Source organism: Microbacterium sp. 2RAF4 (genome assembly GCF_052115285.1).
Taxonomy (GTDB): domain Bacteria; phylum Actinomycetota; class Actinomycetes; order Actinomycetales; family Microbacteriaceae; genus Microbacterium; species Microbacterium oxydans.
Genome location: NZ_JBFRGI010000002.1, coordinates 1,566,748 through 1,583,424 on the forward strand (window position 1 = coordinate 1,566,748; position 16,677 = coordinate 1,583,424).

The 16,677-nt window shown below is 68.0% G+C and carries 15 protein-coding genes; 12 read left to right on the forward strand and 3 right to left on the reverse strand.

The window, feature by feature from the left end:
- Window positions 1–150 precede the first annotated feature (150 nt).
- The 10 genes from AB4070_RS12020 to AB4070_RS12065 all read left to right on the forward strand — a co-directional run bounded on the left by AB4070_RS12020 (window position 151) and on the right by AB4070_RS12065 (window position 12,436).
- The gene (locus tag AB4070_RS12020) at window positions 151–2,733 is read left to right on the forward strand and encodes a fibronectin type III domain-containing protein (RefSeq protein WP_441980297.1); all 2,583 of its coding nucleotides are present in this window, start codon (window positions 151–153) and stop codon (window positions 2,731–2,733) included.
- 246 nt (window positions 2,734–2,979) lie between these two features.
- The gene (locus AB4070_RS12025) at window positions 2,980–4,005 is read left to right on the forward strand and encodes an Lrp/AsnC family transcriptional regulator (protein ID WP_441980298.1); all 1,026 of its coding nucleotides are present in this window, start codon (window positions 2,980–2,982) and stop codon (window positions 4,003–4,005) included.
- Window positions 4,006–4,120: 115 nt separating this feature from the next.
- Window positions 4,121–5,611 (forward strand): aldehyde dehydrogenase family protein, encoded by a 1,491-nt coding sequence (locus tag AB4070_RS12030; RefSeq protein ID WP_441980299.1) that lies wholly within the window; start codon window positions 4,121–4,123, stop codon window positions 5,609–5,611.
- Window positions 5,608–6,366 carry a gamma-glutamyl-gamma-aminobutyrate hydrolase family protein gene (locus AB4070_RS12035; RefSeq protein WP_441980300.1) on the forward strand — a complete coding sequence of 253 codons (759 nt, stop codon included), beginning with the start codon at window positions 5,608–5,610 and terminating at the stop codon, window positions 6,364–6,366. Before AB4070_RS12030 ends, AB4070_RS12035 begins: the two co-directional genes overlap by 4 nt.
- Window positions 6,363–6,833 (forward strand): DUF3830 family protein, encoded by a 471-nt coding sequence (locus tag AB4070_RS12040; RefSeq protein WP_017829890.1) that lies wholly within the window; start codon window positions 6,363–6,365, stop codon window positions 6,831–6,833. The genes AB4070_RS12035 and AB4070_RS12040 overlap by 4 nt, the downstream gene beginning before the upstream one ends.
- 42 nt (window positions 6,834–6,875) lie before the next feature.
- Window positions 6,876–7,958: an extracellular solute-binding protein gene (locus AB4070_RS12045; protein WP_441980301.1), complete on the forward strand. Its 1,083-nt coding sequence runs from the start codon at window positions 6,876–6,878 to the stop codon at window positions 7,956–7,958.
- Window positions 7,955–8,782, forward strand: a complete 828-nt coding sequence (locus tag AB4070_RS12050) for an ABC transporter permease (RefSeq protein WP_046748493.1) — start codon at window positions 7,955–7,957, stop codon at window positions 8,780–8,782. Before AB4070_RS12045 ends, AB4070_RS12050 begins: the two co-directional genes overlap by 4 nt.
- A 2-nt stretch (window positions 8,783–8,784) precedes the next feature.
- Window positions 8,785–9,585: an ABC transporter permease gene (locus tag AB4070_RS12055; protein ID WP_282847710.1), complete on the forward strand. Its 801-nt coding sequence runs from the start codon at window positions 8,785–8,787 to the stop codon at window positions 9,583–9,585.
- Window positions 9,585–10,628, forward strand: coding sequence for an ABC transporter ATP-binding protein (locus AB4070_RS12060; protein WP_441980302.1), 1,044 nt, complete (start codon window positions 9,585–9,587; stop codon window positions 10,626–10,628). Before AB4070_RS12055 ends, AB4070_RS12060 begins: the two co-directional genes overlap by 1 nt.
- A 41-nt stretch (window positions 10,629–10,669) precedes the next feature.
- Complete coding sequence (locus AB4070_RS12065) at window positions 10,670–12,436, forward strand: alkaline phosphatase family protein (protein ID WP_441980303.1); 1,767 nt, start codon at window positions 10,670–10,672, stop codon at window positions 12,434–12,436.
- 20 nt (window positions 12,437–12,456) lie between these two features.
- Here the strand turns inward: AB4070_RS12065 and AB4070_RS12070 are convergent, their stop codons facing one another.
- On the reverse strand, window positions 12,457–12,591 hold the full coding sequence (locus AB4070_RS12070; RefSeq protein WP_441980304.1) for a hypothetical protein: 135 nt from the start codon (window positions 12,589–12,591) through the stop codon (window positions 12,457–12,459).
- Window positions 12,592–12,987: 396 nt separating this feature from the next.
- Between AB4070_RS12070 and AB4070_RS12075 the strand changes: the two genes are divergently transcribed.
- A complete protein-coding gene (locus tag AB4070_RS12075; RefSeq protein ID WP_441980305.1) occupies window positions 12,988–13,398 on the forward strand; it encodes a hypothetical protein in 411 nt (136 codons plus the stop codon).
- 5 nt (window positions 13,399–13,403) lie between these two features.
- Window positions 13,404–13,868 (forward strand): hypothetical protein, encoded by a 465-nt coding sequence (locus AB4070_RS12080; RefSeq protein ID WP_441980306.1) that lies wholly within the window; start codon window positions 13,404–13,406, stop codon window positions 13,866–13,868.
- A gap of 389 nt (window positions 13,869–14,257) precedes the next feature.
- On the opposite strand, the gene AB4070_RS12085 is transcribed toward AB4070_RS12080, so the two are convergent.
- On the reverse strand, window positions 14,258–16,204 hold the full coding sequence (locus AB4070_RS12085) for an MSCRAMM family protein (RefSeq protein WP_441980307.1): 1,947 nt from the start codon (window positions 16,202–16,204) through the stop codon (window positions 14,258–14,260).
- Between the two features lie 50 nt (window positions 16,205–16,254).
- Window positions 16,255–16,677 (reverse strand): GNAT family acetyltransferase, encoded by a 423-nt coding sequence (locus tag AB4070_RS12090; protein WP_441980308.1) that lies wholly within the window; start codon window positions 16,675–16,677, stop codon window positions 16,255–16,257.

The window sequence follows — 16,677 nt, forward strand, 5'->3', positions numbered from 1 at the left end:
CACGACGTCGGTCTCCGTTTCGGCCGGGCGCTCATCGTAAACGGAGTTCACCCTCCCTTCGCTTCGGGGTCAGACGCCGGTCATCCCGCTTCGATGGGGTGGAGGGGCCCCGTGCGGCTGAGCACGGATACCCCACCTCGAAGGACTGACATGACCTCCCCCACCCCTGCGGTGCGGTGGCGGCGCCGCGGACTGACGGCCGTCGCGCTCCTCGCCCTGCTCGGCGGCGCCGTCGTCGCCCCCGCGGCTCTTGCCGCCCCCGATCCCGAAGTGCCGACGGGCTCACTGATCACCGGCGACACCGCCTGGCACTACCTCGACGACGGCTCCGACCCGTCTCCCGCTCCCGCAGCCCTCCGCGACTGGACCCTGCCCGCCTACGACGACAACGCATGGAAGACGGCGCCCGGCTCGTTCGGCGCCAAGGGTGGGAAGCTCGCACCGGTCGGCCCGCAGACGCCCAAGACCCTGCTCAACCACTACCTCGACGGCACGGCGGCACCGACCGTGCCGACCTACTTCTTCCGCACGACGTTCGAGCTCGAGGCAGGCGTCGCGGAGCAGGTCGCCGCCCTGCAGAGCACCATCACCTACGACGACGCCGTCATCGTGTGGATCAACGGCCAGGAGGTGGCCCGGTACGTCGACGGCAGGATCACCGACACCGTCAACGTCGAGTACGCAGGCGACAGCAACGGCGACCCGCTCACGAGCACGTTCAGCGCCGAGGGAACCCTCCTGCACGACGGCACCAACACGATCGCGGTGTCGCTGTTCCAGGATCGCGCGACCAGCTCCGACATCTTCTTCGACATGTCGTCGTTGACCCTCGTGAAGGCCTCCGCGCCAGGCACTCCCGTCGTCGCACCGCCGACGCGCGTCATCCTCACCCCGACGGAGCAGCCGGCCGTCTCGCAGTCGTTCTCCTGGCTCGCGGGCGACGCCTCGCACACGGTCGGACAGGTCGAGATCGCCCCGTCCGCCGGCGGAGAGACCCGCACGGTCGACGCGTACGACGCGGGAGTCGTGAACGGCAACCCCAACAAGCACTTCTCGGCGACGGTGACGGGTCTCACCGCTGCCACCGAGTACCGCTACCGCGTCGGCCTTCCCGGGAGCTGGAGCGACTGGTTCACCTTCCGCACCGCGGATCCGTCCGCGACCGACTTCCAGTTCATCTACTACGGCGACGCCCAGATCGGCCTCGACACCACGTGGCCGAGTGTCGTGAAGCAGGCCGAGGCGCAGGCTCCCCGCTCGATCGGTTCCGTGCACGCGGGTGATCTCATCAACACGTCGAGCAACGAGAACGAGTGGGTCAACTGGTTCAAGGGCATGAAGGACTCGGCCGTCCGCACCAACGTGATGGCAGCTCCGGGCAACCACGAGTACTCCGGTGACAAGCTGCTCACGGCGTGGAAGGCCGCGTTCGAGTACCCGCACAACAACCCGTCGACCAGCTCGATCGGCGAACTCGCGAACCTGGCGAAGGGCGACTCCGAGGTCGCACAGCAGTACCGCGCGTTCTTCGACCACTGGAGCTCTTTCGCCGCCGAGACCGCGTACTACACCGACTACCAGGGCGTACGCTTCATCACGCTGAACGCCACTCGCGACACGACGTTCCTCACCCCGGCCGGCCTCCCGTCGTGCACGGGGGCGGAGTGCCCCTCGTCGCAGATCGGCACCCTCTGGACGCGCTTCCAGGGCGCTTGGCTCGACCTGCTGCTGCAGAACAGCCCGTCGAAGTGGAATGTCGTCACGTTCCACCAGCCCGTGTTCTCGGCCTCGGCCGGGCGCGATGAGCCCATCCTCCGCGCCGAGTGGCTGCCGGTCTTCCAGCGCAACGACATCGACCTGGTTCTCATGGGACACGACCACACCTACGCCCGCGGATACGTGAACACCGATGCCACAGAGACCGCCGGCCTCACCACGGGCCCGGTCTACGTCGTCTCGAACTCGGGCGCGAAGCACTACGACCTGGAGACGCCCGAGAAGAATGTCTGGACCAACAACGGCGCCACTCAGGTGCTGCGCGGTCAGGGCGTGACGACGTACCAGGTGATCGACGTCTCGAAGAACCAGCTGGTCTACCGGTCGTACCTGGCCGAGAAGCAGCCGGACGCCACGACGGACCTCCCCGTCGGCGCCGTCTACGACACGTTCACGGTGACCAAGTCGGATGCGGGCGAGAAGTGGGTCACCGAAGCCGGCGTCACACCTCCGGTCACCCCCGAGCCCGAGGCTCCGGCGAAGGTCGAGCTCGGTGCGGCGTCCGTGCAGGCCGGCGACACGGTCACGGTATCGGGCAGCGGCTTCGCAGAGGGCGCTCAGCTCCGCCTCGAGCTGCGTTCCGACCCGGTACAGCTGGGCACGGCCACCGCCGGTGCGGACGGCTCGTTCCAGCGCACGGTTACCATCCCGGCGAACACTCCGGCCGGTGCGCACACGCTGGCCGTGATCCTGCCCGACGGCACCGAGGTCACCGCGGCACTCAGCGTCACGGCCGCGTCCGGTGGCGGAGCGACGACACCGGGCAACGGCGGTTCCACGGGTAACGGGGGCTCCACAGGTAACGGAGGCTCCGCAGGCGGCGGCCTCGCCACCACGGGAGCCGACAGCCTGCCGTACATCGCCGCTGCCGTCGTGCTCCTCGCGGCGGGCCTCGGCCTGTTCGCGATGCGCCGTCGTCGCCGGCACGCCACGGTGGAGACGACCGAGGCGGAGTAGTCGGAGAGGGGGCGTCGCCCGGGTCTCGAACTCGGGTGGCGCCCCTCTCGCGCTCCTCGGATCCGGCCAAAACCCAGATCCATGGGCTTGCACCCGGCGCGCCGCTCCACGACACGCCCTGCGCCGCACAGATCGTCTCCGTTTCCGCACCTGCCTCCCCGCCCCTCCCCACCCCTCCGCGCCACGCGACGGCACCGCCGACTGAGATAGCCTTCCACCGAGCCCATCCCCGGTGAAGGAGAGCACGTGCCCGCGAACGATGTGATGGCCGACGAGACCGATCGGATCGTCGCCGCGGCTCTGCAGGTGAACGGCCGCGCGTCGTGGGGCGAGATCGCCCGCGTGGTCGATCTGCCCGAGCGCACGGTCGCCCGTCGAGGGCAACGGCTGCTCGATCGAGGACTGGTCCGCGTCTCGACCTACGTCGACCCCGCCAGGGTGCTGCATGCCCGCGCGGTGCTCTTCCGCATCACGACAGAACCCCATGCGCTGTGGCAGGTCGCGCGCACCCTCGCACGGCGGGCAGATGCGTCATCGGTCTCGGTGCTCGAGGGCAGCAGCGACATCGCCGGGATGCTCCTCCCCCACGATGACGCCTCGATCCGGGAGCTGCTGTTCACCGACTTCCCCGAGCTCGAGGGCATCGACTCGATCAACGTCACGACGGTGTTGAAGTTCTTCCGGTCGGGGCACGACTGGCGCGCAGGAGTTCTCACCGAGGAGCAGGCGCGCATGCTCGACGAGTCCTCCGGCTCCGAGGTCGATCCCGCCGACTCCCTGAGCGAAGACGAGGAGGCCCTCATCCGACTGCTGCTCAAGGACGGGCGGATGCCGGTGGCCCAGCTCGCCCGATCCCTGGGCCTGAACGTGACCACCACCCGGCGTCGCATGGAGTCCTTGAGTCGTCGAGGTCTCATGCATCCGCGCACCGAGGTCGTGCCGAGTCTGTTCGGTCTGGGCCTCGAGGCGCTCGTGTGGCTTCGGGTGCCGATGGCGCGCCTCGAGAAGGTCGGCACGGCTCTGGCGGCCGCGCCCGAGGTGAAGTTCATCGCCGCCACCACGGGCACTTCGCAGCTGCTCGCGAACGTGCTGGTCAAGGACGCCGATGAGTTCTACGACTTCCTCACGGGCCCGGCAGTGGCAGGGCACGAGGGTCTCGAGGTCGTGGAGTCGCTGGTGGTCATCACCCCGGTGCTGCGGGGATCGCTGATCGTCGATGAGGCACCCGAGGCGCTGGCCAATGACATGCCGACCGGCGCGATCCGGTTGTAGTCTGATTCTGTTACTGACATGTAACGAAATGGCGAGATCGTTCTTAACAGCTTGACCTAGTGGCGAAATAGAGCAAGTATCCTCTCCAGGGCCATCACCCCTGGAGAGGACGACCGTGTTCACGGCTACTGGAGACGACTGGGCGGATCGCGTTGCGACGCTGCCCCTGCGCACGCGCATGTTCATCGACGGCGCATGGGAAGACGGCTCGGCCGCACCCCTCATCCCGGTGAGCCCGCGCGACGGTCGTGCCCTTCCGCCGATCAGCACGGCATCGGTTGCCGACGTCGACCGCGCCGTCCGCGCGGCCCGCGTGGCCTTCGACTCGGGCGTCTGGTCGCGCATCGCACCCCGGGAGCGCGGCCAGCTGCTGATCGCCTTCGCACAGAAGATCCACGACAACGCCGAAGAGCTCGCTCTCACGATCTCGCTCGAGATGGGCAAGCCCGTACGGGAGGCGCTGCAGACCGAGCTCCGCGCCGTCGTCAACTGCTTCCGCTGGTACGGCGAGGCGGCCGACAAGGTGCTCGACGAGATGCCCGTCACCGCCCCGAACAGCCTCGCGCTGGTCACCCGGGAACCGGCCGGCGTCGTCGCCGCCGTCGTGCCGTGGAACTTCCCCCTGACCATGACCGCCTGGAAGCTCGCCCCGGCACTCGCCGTCGGCAACAGCGTGGTGCTCAAGCCGGCGGAGCACACGACCTTCTCCGCACTCCGTCTGGCCGAGCTCGCCCACGAGGCCGGCATCCCCGCCGGCGTGCTCAACGTCACACCGGGCACCGGCCAGGTCGCCGGTCGCGCACTCGGCGAGCACCACGACGTCGACGTCGTCACCTTCACGGGCTCGCCCGAGGTCGGCCGCATGCTCCTCGGCTACTCGGCCGCTTCCAACGGCAAGCGCGTCTGGCCCGAACTCGGCGGCAAGACCGCGAGCCTGGTGCTGCCGGACGCCGACCTGGAGCGTGCTGTCCGCGCCACCGCGGACGGCTGCTTCTACAACCAGGGCCAGATGTGCACGGCCTCCTCTCGGCTGCTCGTCCCACGCGCGCAGCGCGATCGCGCCCTGGAGATCGCCGCGGAGGTCGCCCGCACGAGCCTTCCCGCAGACCCGTTCGATGTGTCCACCTCGATGGGGGCGATCGTGAGCGAGAAGCAGCTCGCAGGCATCGCCGGCTTCGTCGAGCGCGCCCAGGCCGAGGGCGCCGAGCTCGCCGCGGGAACCGCCGAACGATTCCAGGCCGTCGACGGCGGCAGCTACTTCGCCCCCGTCGTGCTCGGCGTCACCCCCGCGCACGAGGTAGCCCGGCGCGAGGTCTTCGGACCCGTGCTCTCGGTCATCGCCTACGACGACGTGGAAGACGCGCTCGCCATCGCCAACGGCACCGAGTACGGCCTCGCCGCCGCGCTCTGGAGCACCGATCTGAATGCCGTCCACGCCCTCTCTCGGCGACTCCGGGCCGGCGTGGTCTGGGTCAACTGCTTCGAGGAGGGCGACATGACGATCCCCTTCGGCGGCGTCAAGGGATCGGGCTTCGGGCGCGACAAGAGCCTGCACGCCCTCGAGAAGTTCACCGACCTGAAGACCACCTGGATCGAGCTCTCGTGACCCGCCCGCTCATCGGCATCACCACCTGGCGCCGTTCCATCGACACCGACCTGGGCAGCGGCCGCCCGGCGCACACCCTCGGCACCGAGTACGCCGCGCCCGTCGAGGCGTCCGGCGGCGCGGTCGTGCTGCTGCCTCCCACGGCGGGCGTCGACGAGGTGCTCGATCGTCTCGACGGGCTCGTGCTCTCCGGCGGCGAGGATGTGCACCCCTCCCGCTACGGTGCCGAGCCGCAGGAGGGGAAGAACTACGACCCCTCCCGCGACGGCTATGAGATCGCGCTCGCACTCGGTGCACGGCGCCGGGGAATCCCCGTCCTGGCGATCTGCCGTGGGCTCCAGGTGAGCAACATCGCGTTCGGGGGCACACTCCTCGTCGACATCCCGGTCACGGAGCACCACGAAACGGTGCGCGGCGCCGACCAGCAGCTCGCGGCCCGGCATCCGATCCTCCTCGCCGAGGGCAGTCGCCTCGCCTCGCTCTACGGTGCCAGCCAGCGGACCGTGAACACCATCCACCACCAGTCGATCGACGCCCCCGCCCCCGGCCTCCGCCCTGTCGCCTGGGCACCGGACGGGATCGTCGAAGCCGTGGAGGCCGACGGTGACTGGCCGTTCTGGGCTGTGCAGTGGCACCCCGAGAAGATGATCGCCCCCGATGAGGCCGCAGAGGAGATGCCGCTGTTCGCGGCGTTCGTCTCGGCCGCCCGTGAAAGAGCAGCGGAACACCCCGCGGCAGAGAAAGGAACACGATGACCAAGCAGGTCTTCCTCGAGTACGAGAACGGCGTCCGCGCCGTCGCCACCCTGTTCGAGGACCTCGCCCCTCGCACGTGCGAGGCCATGTGGGGCGCACTGGAGAAGCCGGTCACCATGCAGGCGATGCACGCCATGTACGCCGGACCCGAGGTCATGGTCGGCCTTCCCGAAGAGGCGCAGAACTTCGACCCCGAGAAGGTGCCCTTCGAGAACCAGCAGGTCGTACCGGCGCCGGGTGACCTGCAGTGGTACTGGCAGCGTCCCATGCAGATGGGCGGCCTGCCGTTCGAGTGGTACGAGATCGGCGTCTTCTACGATCGTGGTGCCCGTACTCTCGGCCCGCTCGGATGGACACCCGTCAACATCTGGGGCGGCATCACCGAAGGACTCGCCGAGTTCGCCAAGGAGAGCGCGGCCATCCGCATCGACGGAGCGAAGCAGCTCACCATCGGACGCCTGGTCTAAGACGTCCACCTCAGTGCTGGACCCATCCCGAAGGAGCAGTGCATGAATACCCGAAGAATCCTCACCACCGGAGCGCTCGTCGCGACCGGTGCCCTCGTCCTCGCCGGATGCTCGACCGGTGATGACAGCGCAGCGTCAGGCGGCGACAAGGAGTTCGCCGGAGAGACCATCGTCGTCACGTCGTTCGGCGGCGACTGGGAGAAGGCCTTCATCGAGGCCGTCGTCGACCCCTTCGAGGAGGAGACCGGCGCCAAGGTCGAGCTGATCACGCTGTACAGCGCCGACGCTCTCGCGCAGGTCACCGCCCAGAAGGCGAGCCCGCAGATCGATGTCGTGCACTTCTCCGGCGGGCAGGAGTTCACCGCTGCGGAGCAGGGGCTCATCGCCTCGATCGCCGCCGATGACCTCTCCGAGACCGGCGACCTGATCGACCTCGCGACCGCCGGGCTCGAGCGCGGTGAAGGCCCGGTCATCCAGCTCGCTCCGATCGGACTGGTCTACAACACCGAGGCGGATGCGCCTGCGCCCACCTCGTGGCTCGACCTGTTCGACGAGGCCTATGCCGGTCACGTCGCGCTCACGGACTTCTCGAACACGTACGGCGTGCTCTCGATGCTCCGCGTCGCGGACGCGCTCGGCGGCGGCATCGACGACACCTCGCAGGCGATCACCGACCTGGGTGCGCTGGCGTCGTCCGGTGACGCGATCGTCGTCCCGACCTCGCCCGATCTGCAGACCGCGTTCGCGCAGCGCGACACGTGGCTCGCGCCGTACGCGATGGACTACGCCGGCACGCTGCAGGACGCGGGCCTTCCGGTGGAGTTCATCGTCCCGGAAGAGGGCGTCACCGCCTCTCTCATCACGGCGAACGTGGTCGAGGGCCGGGACAACCCCGACCTCGCGAAGCTCTTCATCGATTTCGAGCTGCGCCCCGAAGCGCAGGCCGTCTTCGCGGAGAACATGCGGTACTCGCCGGTCAACACCAAGACCGAGCTCTCCGACGAAGCCGCTGACAACGTGCTGACGGGCGACGAGCTCGAGACGGTCGTCGTCTACGCTCCCGGCGACGTCGCGGCTTCGCGACCGGCCTGGACCGATGAGTGGAATGCGCTGATCACCAAATGAGTGTGCGAACCCGTAGGGAGCCCTGGCTCCTGCTCCTGCCGGCGATCGTGCTGCTCGCGCTCGCCTTCGTCACCCCGGTGGCCGGCATGCTCCTCATGAGCGTGCAGTCGTCGGCAGGCGGGTTCACCCTCGACAACTTCACCCGGTTGTTCACGAGTGAATATCACCTCCAGGCGGCGCTGCGCTCGCTCCGCCTGGGGGTGATCCAGACGGTGATCACACTGATCATCGCCATCCCGCTGTCCTACGTCATGGCGAGAGCGGGCTCGAAGGTGCGCTCGTTCCTGCTGATCGTCGTCATCCTGCCCCTCATGACGAGCGTCGTGGTCCGCACATTCGGCTGGGTCGTGCTGATGGGCCCGTCCGGTCTGCTGATGAAGATCCCCGGTGCCGAGTTCCTCGTCGGCGGCACACAGGGCTTCCTCGGCACCGAGACCGGCGTCGTGATCGCGATGGTCCAGGTGCTCCTGCCGTTCGCGGTCCTCAGCATCCTCGGCGTGATCTCGGGTATCCGCCCGCAACTCGAAGAGGCCGCACGCACCCTCGGTGCCGGGTTCTGGCGCACGCTGTGGCATGTCGTCCTCCCCCTCGCGATCCCCGGCATCGTGGCCGGTGCCTCGCTCGTGTTCGTCCTCTCGGTGAGCTCGTTCATCACCCCGCGCTTCATCGGCGGAGCGCAGATCCCGGTGTTCGCCCAGACGATCTACATCGATGCGACCACCAACCTCGACTGGTCGTTCGCGGCCGCGCAGGCCGTGCTGCTGTTCGCCGGGGTCATGCTCGTGCTCGCGGCCACGTCCCGACTCGGGAAGCAGAAGGTGTGACCATGGTCCGTTCCGTTCCGATCCTCGGCAGGGTCCTCGCCATCATCCTCGGCGTCATCGTGACGCTCTACATGCTCGTGCCGCTCATGGTGGTCGCCGGTGCCTCCATCGGAGAGAACCGCTTCCTGACGTTCCCCGGTCAGGGCTTCACGCTCGACTGGTACGTCGAGGCGCTCACCTCCGACACCTACCTCGAACCGTTCCGGTTGAGCCTGCTGGTCGGCGTGACGGTCGCGATCGTCGCGGCCTCCATCGGCACCGCTGCCGCGCTCGCGCTCACGCGCTTCAAGGTCCCCGGCGGTGCCGCCATCCAGGCGCTGCTGATGTCGCCGCTGACGATCCCCACGATCATCCTCGCGATCGGAGCGCTGTCCATCTCGTCCCTCACGATCGGGGCGCCGAACGTGGGGGTGCTGATCGCGATCCATGTGGTGATCGCCATCCCCTACGTCATGCGCACCGTGACCGGGGTGATGACGCGTGCCGACCACTTCACGGAGGAGGCGGCGCGCACCCTCGGCGCCAGCACCTGGAACCGCTACCGGCTCGTGGTGCTGCCCATCGCGCGCCCCGGCATCGCGGCCGGCGCGTTCTTCGCCTTCAACATCTCGTTCGACGATGCGGTCATCGCCCTCTTCCTGCGCACCCCGCAGCTGGAGACGCTTCCCATCGCCATCTACGGCCAGCTGGAGTTCAGCACGTCGCCCACCGTGGCGGCCGTCTCGACCCTGATGGTCCTGCTCACCGTCGTCCTCATGATCGTGCTCGAACGCATCATCGGCCTGGGAAGGTTGTTCGTCTGATGACAACACTCACCATCACCTCACTCACCAAGGACTTCAAGGGGACCTCCGTGCTCAAGGGCATCGATCTCTCCATGCAGTCCGGAGAGTTCGTGTCTCTGCTCGGCCCCTCCGGCTGCGGGAAGACGACGCTGCTGCGTTGCATCGCCGGCCTCGAGTCGCCGACCAGCGGCACGATCGAGATCGCGGGGCAGGATGTGACCAAGCTCCCGCCCGAGAAGCGGCACCTCGGCATGATGTTCCAGAGCTATGCGCTTTTCCCGCACATGAGCGTCGCCGAGAACGTGCGCTTCGGTCTGCGGATGTCCGGCGAGAAGTCGAAGGCCGAGCAGAAGGAACTCGCCGTGCGGGCGCTGGAGCGCGTGCAGATGGGCCACCTCGCCGATCGGATGCCTGCGCAGCTCTCGGGCGGACAGCAGCAGCGCGTCGCCCTGGCCCGTGCCATCGCCTTCGAGCCGCGCGTGCTGCTTCTGGACGAGCCGCTGTCCAACCTCGACGCGCGCCTTCGTGAGGACATGCAGGTCGAGCTGAAGGAGCTGCACCGCACGCTCGGGCTCACGACGGTGTTCGTCACGCATGACCAGGAGGAGGCGATGAGCCTCTCCGACCGCATCGTGCTCATGAACGCCGGTGTCATCGAGCAGGAGGGCGCACCCGCCGAGCTCTACGGCGCTCCCCGCACCCCCTTCGCCGCCGACTTCATCGGCGCGGCGAACCTGCTTCCGGCTACCCGTTCCGGAGCGGTGGCCACCCTCGACGGCACCACGATCCAGGTGCCGATGACAGGCGCCGGTCCTGATGGAGCGGGAGAGGTGGTGCTCCGCCAGGAGGACCTGCGCCTCTCCCCCGTCGTAGGTGCGGATGCCCCGGTGAGCGTCGAGGTCGTCGCGCACGTCTACCGCGGAGCCGACATCGTGTACATCGTGGAGCTCGCGGGTACGCGGATGCGCGTCGTCCGCCCTCGGCACGAGGAACCGATCCCTGAGGGCACCGCCGGCCTGGGCTGGCGCGACGGCGCCGTGCTCTGGATCGCCGCCGCCTAGTCCTCCCGACGGCCGTCGTCACACGGTCGTAGGATCACGGCATGACCGAAGATGAGTCCTCCTCCCCCGATGCTCCCCGCGATGCCTCCCGCCGGGGATTCTTCAAAGTCGGTGGAGCTGCTCTCGCGGGCGCGGTCGTCGGCGGCGTGGGCGGTGCGGCCATCGGGGCGTCGGTCGCGGGCAATGCACGTGATGGATTCGCGGCCGATGCCGACCCGTTCGCCGCACTCACTCCGCGCAGCGAGCCGGGGTTCGACCATCTCGTGGTCGTGATGGGCGAGAACCGCTCGTTCGACAACCTGCTCGGCTACCTCTACTCGAAGCAGACCCTGCCGCAGGGTGAGACGTTCGAGGGGCTCGACTTCGGCTCGTACAGCAACACCTCGTCCGACGGCACGGTCGTCGATGCACACGTGTACACCGGTGACACCGACCGGATCATGAGCCTCCCCGACCCGGATCCGGGCGAGGAGTACCCGCACGTCAACACCCAGATCTTCGGCACGGTCGACCCGAAGACCAACGCCGACCTCTTCGTCGACGAGATGACCGCCCCCTTCAACGCCCCCACGCACGGCGAGAAGGCGACGATGTCGGGGTTCCTCGAGGACTACATCATCAACTTCCGGAGACTGCGCAAGGGCGTCGATCCGAAGCCCGAAGAGGCGGCGCACATCATGGGCTCGTTCTCGCCCGAGATGCTGCCCGTCCTGTCGACGCTCGCCGCGGAGTTCGCGGTGTTCGACCACTGGTACGCCGGAGTGCCATCGCAGACGTTCTGCAACCGCTCGTTCTTCCACGCCTCCACGTCTCACGGCTTCGTGACGAATCAGGCCGGCGGCGGCTACCGGAAGTGGCTCGATGCGCCGGCCGCGCCCACCGTGTTCAACCGGCTCGAGGACGAGAAGGTGAGCTGGAAGATCTACATCGACAAGCTCCAGCTCGTCTCCTTCACCGGCATGCTGCATGCGGCGGTGCTGGAGAAGTACTGGCGCACCGAACACTTCGGCACGATGGAGGACTTCTACGCCGAGGCGAAGGCGGGCACCCTCCCCGCCTACGCCTTCATCGAACCGCGGATGGTCTACGACCACAACGACTTCCATCCGCCGTTCGGATCGCCCCGTGAGAGCGAGGTCGACGGCGAACCCGTGTTCGACAGCGCGATCTCGGACGTGCGGGCCGGCGACCGGCTGATCCACGACATCTACGAGGCGGTGCGCACGAGTGCCTCCCCGAAGGGGTCGAACGCCGTCAACACGCTCCTGCTGATCACGTTCGACGAACACGGCGGCTGCTACGACCACGTGCCGCCGCCCGCGGTGACGAAGCCCACCCCCGACACGGGGCCGGGCGAGATGGGCTTCACGTTCGATCGGCTGGGCTGCCGTGTCCCGGCCATCGCCGTATCGGCCTACACGAAGCGCGGCAGCATCATCCACGACGAGATGCATCACGGCTCGGTGACCGCCACCCTCTCGCGCCTGCACGGACTCAAGCCGCTCAACGACCGGGACGCGTCCGCCAACACGCTCCTGAATGTCGTCAACCTCGACAAACCCCGGCACCCGTCCGACTGGCCGGTGACCACGCCCGCCTACACGCCTCCGAACCCGGAGGACGCGGCACCGCAGCCCGGTGAGAAGGATCAGCTGAAGCCGCTCACTCCGCCCGCACGTGGACTGCTCGGCCTGCTCCTCGCGCGCTACGGGAAGCCGGGCGAGCCGGAACCGGAGACCTTCGCCGACGCCTACAAGCTGCTGCATGAGCACGGCGAAGAGCTGTTCGGACCGCCCAAGGGCAGCTGACCACGAAAGCGGGCGCCGCGTTACTTCCGGCCGGAGCGACGGCGGGCGACGACCAGAAGAGTCGCCCCGAGCAGGATCACCGCGGCACCACCTGCACCGAGGCCGGTCGCCGTGCACGTATCGCAGGAGACCACCGGAGGTGTCTCTGTCGGCATGGGTGGAGTCGGTGGGTTCCGGGGGTGGCGAGTGGATTACCCTCGCCCACCACGCAGAAACTGAATGGTCCCCGGGTACGTGCCGCAGGGGTGTTGAAGTATGAGCATCTTCGAACCACTTCTGGCCCTGATCAACGGTCTGATTGTCGCCGTCGTCATCGAGATTGTGAACCTTGCGTGGGGTGACCATGACGGGGGTCCGACGGTGCGCCTGTGAGCGCCGGAATCGTCGGCAACGGGCAGGAGGAGTAGCGCTCGTGCTGTATCCGCCTGGCCGCGTGAAGCGCATCCATCAACACACTGCCCACGAGCCGGCTCTACTTCATTCGTTGGGGTGGGCGCACGGCTTCCCCAGCGGGGCGGTTCAAGGCGGAGCGTTGCCGCTACGGTTCATTCATGACTATGCAACCGCACACCGGGGGAACCGCTCCTTTGCAGCCGTATCTGGTTTCCATCGGCAATGTTCATGCCACGCAAGAGTGGGTGGTGACGCCGGCCGGATCATGGAGGGCCGCGTCGATTAACGTCACTACCCAGGATCAGACCGCGACCACCACGCACACGCCGGGGTGGGCGATCGTGATGGTCGTATTGTTCATCTGGTTCTTTCTCCTGAGCCTGCTGTTCCTCCTGGCCAGGGAAGTACGAGTCACCGGGTACGTGAATGTGACGATCTGGGGCCCCGAAGGGCAGTCGTATACGGAGAATGTGCCGGTATGGAATGCCGCGCAGCGTGCGGACGTGTTCAACCGTGTCGCCTATCTGCAGGGCATCATCGGCCACCAGCGCGGCGCGGCTGCGCGCTGACCGGCATGGATCCGACGCTAACCGGTGCGCTCATCGGGCTGGGTGGTGCGGCCATCGGCGCCATCGCGACTTCCGCAGTACCGGTTTTCACCATTCGCGCTCGACGACGAGATGAACTGCAGCGCAGCCGACGCGATCAGGCCGGCGAGCTGCTCGAGGCGCTAGTGGCATTTGTCCACGCCCGCGCCGCCCGAAACCTCGACGCCATGATCGCTCACCGCGCCTCCGCGGTTGTGGCGAACGAGAAGCTGTTGATGCTCGCCAACCGTCATGACGCATCCTCGCTTGAGCGGGTGACGAGCTTCATCCTGAGCACGGACGCCCATCCGCAGCTGGTCTCCGCTGGCGTCGAAGCAGCCGCGCAAGTCATTCGCCGATGGATCCGCGGGGATCTCCGCGGTAAAAAGATCGAAGAGGCGTTCATGCCGGCATTCGACGTGCAAGCCGACCTCCGCACCACAACCACCTAGCGCCCCGACCGGACTCGTCACCGTGATCTGGATGCGACCGCGAGGGGTGATGTGAGATGCCGCAGGCGCGAGGGGGTGGAGTCGGTCACGCCACGTGGATCGTTGCTCCAAACGATCCACTCTCTTGATATCAGGGGCGCAGACTATGCCCGCGAGGCCGGAGGGCCACCTCCCTCTGCCACCATCGGCGTCGACGTGCCCGGCGCCCGCCCCTCTTCCAGTGGTGCGGCCGGGACCGTTTCTGTCCGGTCTGAGTCATGCCGACGCCTCCGTCTTCAGGGTGAGCCGGAACCGGAGACCTTCGCCGACGCCTACAAGCTCCTCCACGAGCACGGCGAAGAACTGTTCGGACCGCCCAAGGGCAGCTGACCACGAAAGCGGGCGCCGCGTTACTTCCGGCCGGAGCGACGGCGGGCGACGACCAGAAGAGTCGCCCCGAGCAGGATCACCGCGGCACCACCCGCCGCCCAGGCGAACGTCTCGGCACCGAGGCCGGTCGCCGGAAGGCGACCACTGTCGTTGCTGTTCGCGCTCCCGGTCGACGGCTCGGGTGACGGCGACGGTGCCGGTGGGACGACGGCCGCCGCGAGGGTGAAGTCCTGCCCTTCGACGGACTCGCCGACATCGGAGATCATGACGCTGCGGGTTCCCGCCCCGACGATCGTGGTGCCGTCGGGCGCGCGCACGATCAGCTCGTAGTTGCCCGGAGGGAGGCTGCCGAGACCGTAGGTGCCGTCGGCACCCGTCGTGAGCTGTGCCGAGACGGGACCGGAGACATCGATCACCACACCTCCGACGGGTTCACCGCCGTCGGTGCGCACCGTGCCGTCGAGCGCCCCCAGCCGGGCGAGGTCGAAGTCCACGCCTGTGACGTCCATTTCCGCGACCGGTGCTGTGCGGCTGAGCGGAGATGTCGCGACGTAGCCATCGGGCGTCGTCATCGTGACCGTGTAGTTGCCGGCCGGAAGGCGGGGGAACGCGTAGCCTCCATCCGCGCCGGTCACCGTGGTGAGGGTGCTGCCCCCTTGCTGCACGGCCGTGACTGTGACGCCTGGCACACCGCCGCCGTTCCATCGGACGACCCCGCTCAGGCTCGGGTTCGCCTTGATGACGAAGTCGGTGAGTGTGATCAGATCCTCGTTGTCCGCCGGGACCACGAAGCCCGGCGGCGCCGTGTCGATGGCGTACCCGGCCGGAACGGCGATGGTCGCCTCCTGCGGCCCATCGAGGACCATGTCGAACAGGTACCTCCCGTCGGCGTCGGTGGTCCTGGTCTGTGCGTCGATCGTCACGACGACACCGGCGATGGGGTTTCCCTCCGTGTCCACCACGCGCCCGGTGACCGGGGACGGCACGACGTCGCGCACCGTGAAGTCGACATCTTCCGCATTGCCGCTGCTGAGGTTCACCGACGTCGTCGTCTCACCGACCGCGATCTTGCCCTGCGGTGCCGTCACACTCACCCGGTAGCCGTCCGTGGCGATGAACCCGGGGAACGAGTAGGCGCCGTCCGGCGTGGTGGTCGTCCTGCCCACGATCGAGCCGTTGCCGTCGGTGAGTGCGAGAGCGACACCGCCCAGCGCCCCGGTGGCCACGTCGGCGACCGATCCTCGGACGTCATTCGCGGCAGAGACGAACCACGTCTGGTAGACCGGAAGACCGGATCGCCGGGTGAAGATGAAGCTAAGGGAGCGGATCGGAGTCGACGGCTCGAACCATGCCGCGGATCCGCTGGTGTCGGCAGCTGCCGCATTCCCGGTGAGAGTGAGGGTCGCGGCATCCCATGTCGGCACGTCGTCGGCCGCGCCGGTGCACGCGGGCTTTCCCACGACCCCAGGAGCGCAGTAGTTGAAGAGGTCCCTGAGGCCGATCTCCGCCGCTGTGAGCACGTGCCCGTCAGAAGCGACGGCGTGGATGCGCACGCTGTCGGAGTCGATATCCCCCAACGCGAAGGCCCAGCCCGACGTCGGGGTCGGCGCGGCGAACGAATAGGTCGTCGTCGACGGGCTCGTGGCGTTGTCGGCCTTGGGCCGCAGGTTCAGGTACGGCTGATCCCTGCTGGATCCGTACACGGCTCCGATGGGGGTCCCTTCGGCCAGCCACGTCGATGCACCGGTGATCACGCCGACCTGGCCTGCGCGCGAGTCGCTGGTCATGGTGGCGGTGAGTGCAGGGTTGGGTGCCACCTGGACTGTTGTCGTGAAGGCACCTCCCGTGCCCGCGAGCGGTTGCCAAGTGGCCCATGATGTGGTGGCGGCAGCAGCGGGGATGGCGCCGACGAGCACGGCGACGAGCCCGATGACTCCGGCGATGATCCCTCTGCGACGCAGACGCATGCGGTCAGCGTACTGGTATACCGGATCGTCGAGAAGGGAGTTCTCCGCGATCACACGTCGGCGATGAGCCTCTTGCCCAGGTCGACCGTCTCATCGATCTCGTAGCCGAGCCGCCGGTAGAAATCGACCACCTGCGCGTTACCGGCACGCACCTGCAGATTCACCTTCGGGCAGCCCAGGTCGCGCAGGCGGGCCTCCACGTGGGCCACGAGCTCCCTGCCCACTCCGAGTCCGCGCGCGTCGAGCTGCGTGGCGAGGTAGTTCATCCACCCTCGATGCCCGTCGTATCCCGCCATGACCGAGCCGAGGATGCGCCCCGTCTCGTCCTCCGCCACGACGAAGAGCTCGGGCTGCACCGTCAGCTTCCGGGAGATGTCCTTCCGAGGATCGTTCCACGGTCGAGTGAGCCCCGCCGCCTCCCACAGGGCGACGACGGCATCGGTGTCTTCAGATCGGAAGGGTCGGATGCGCAC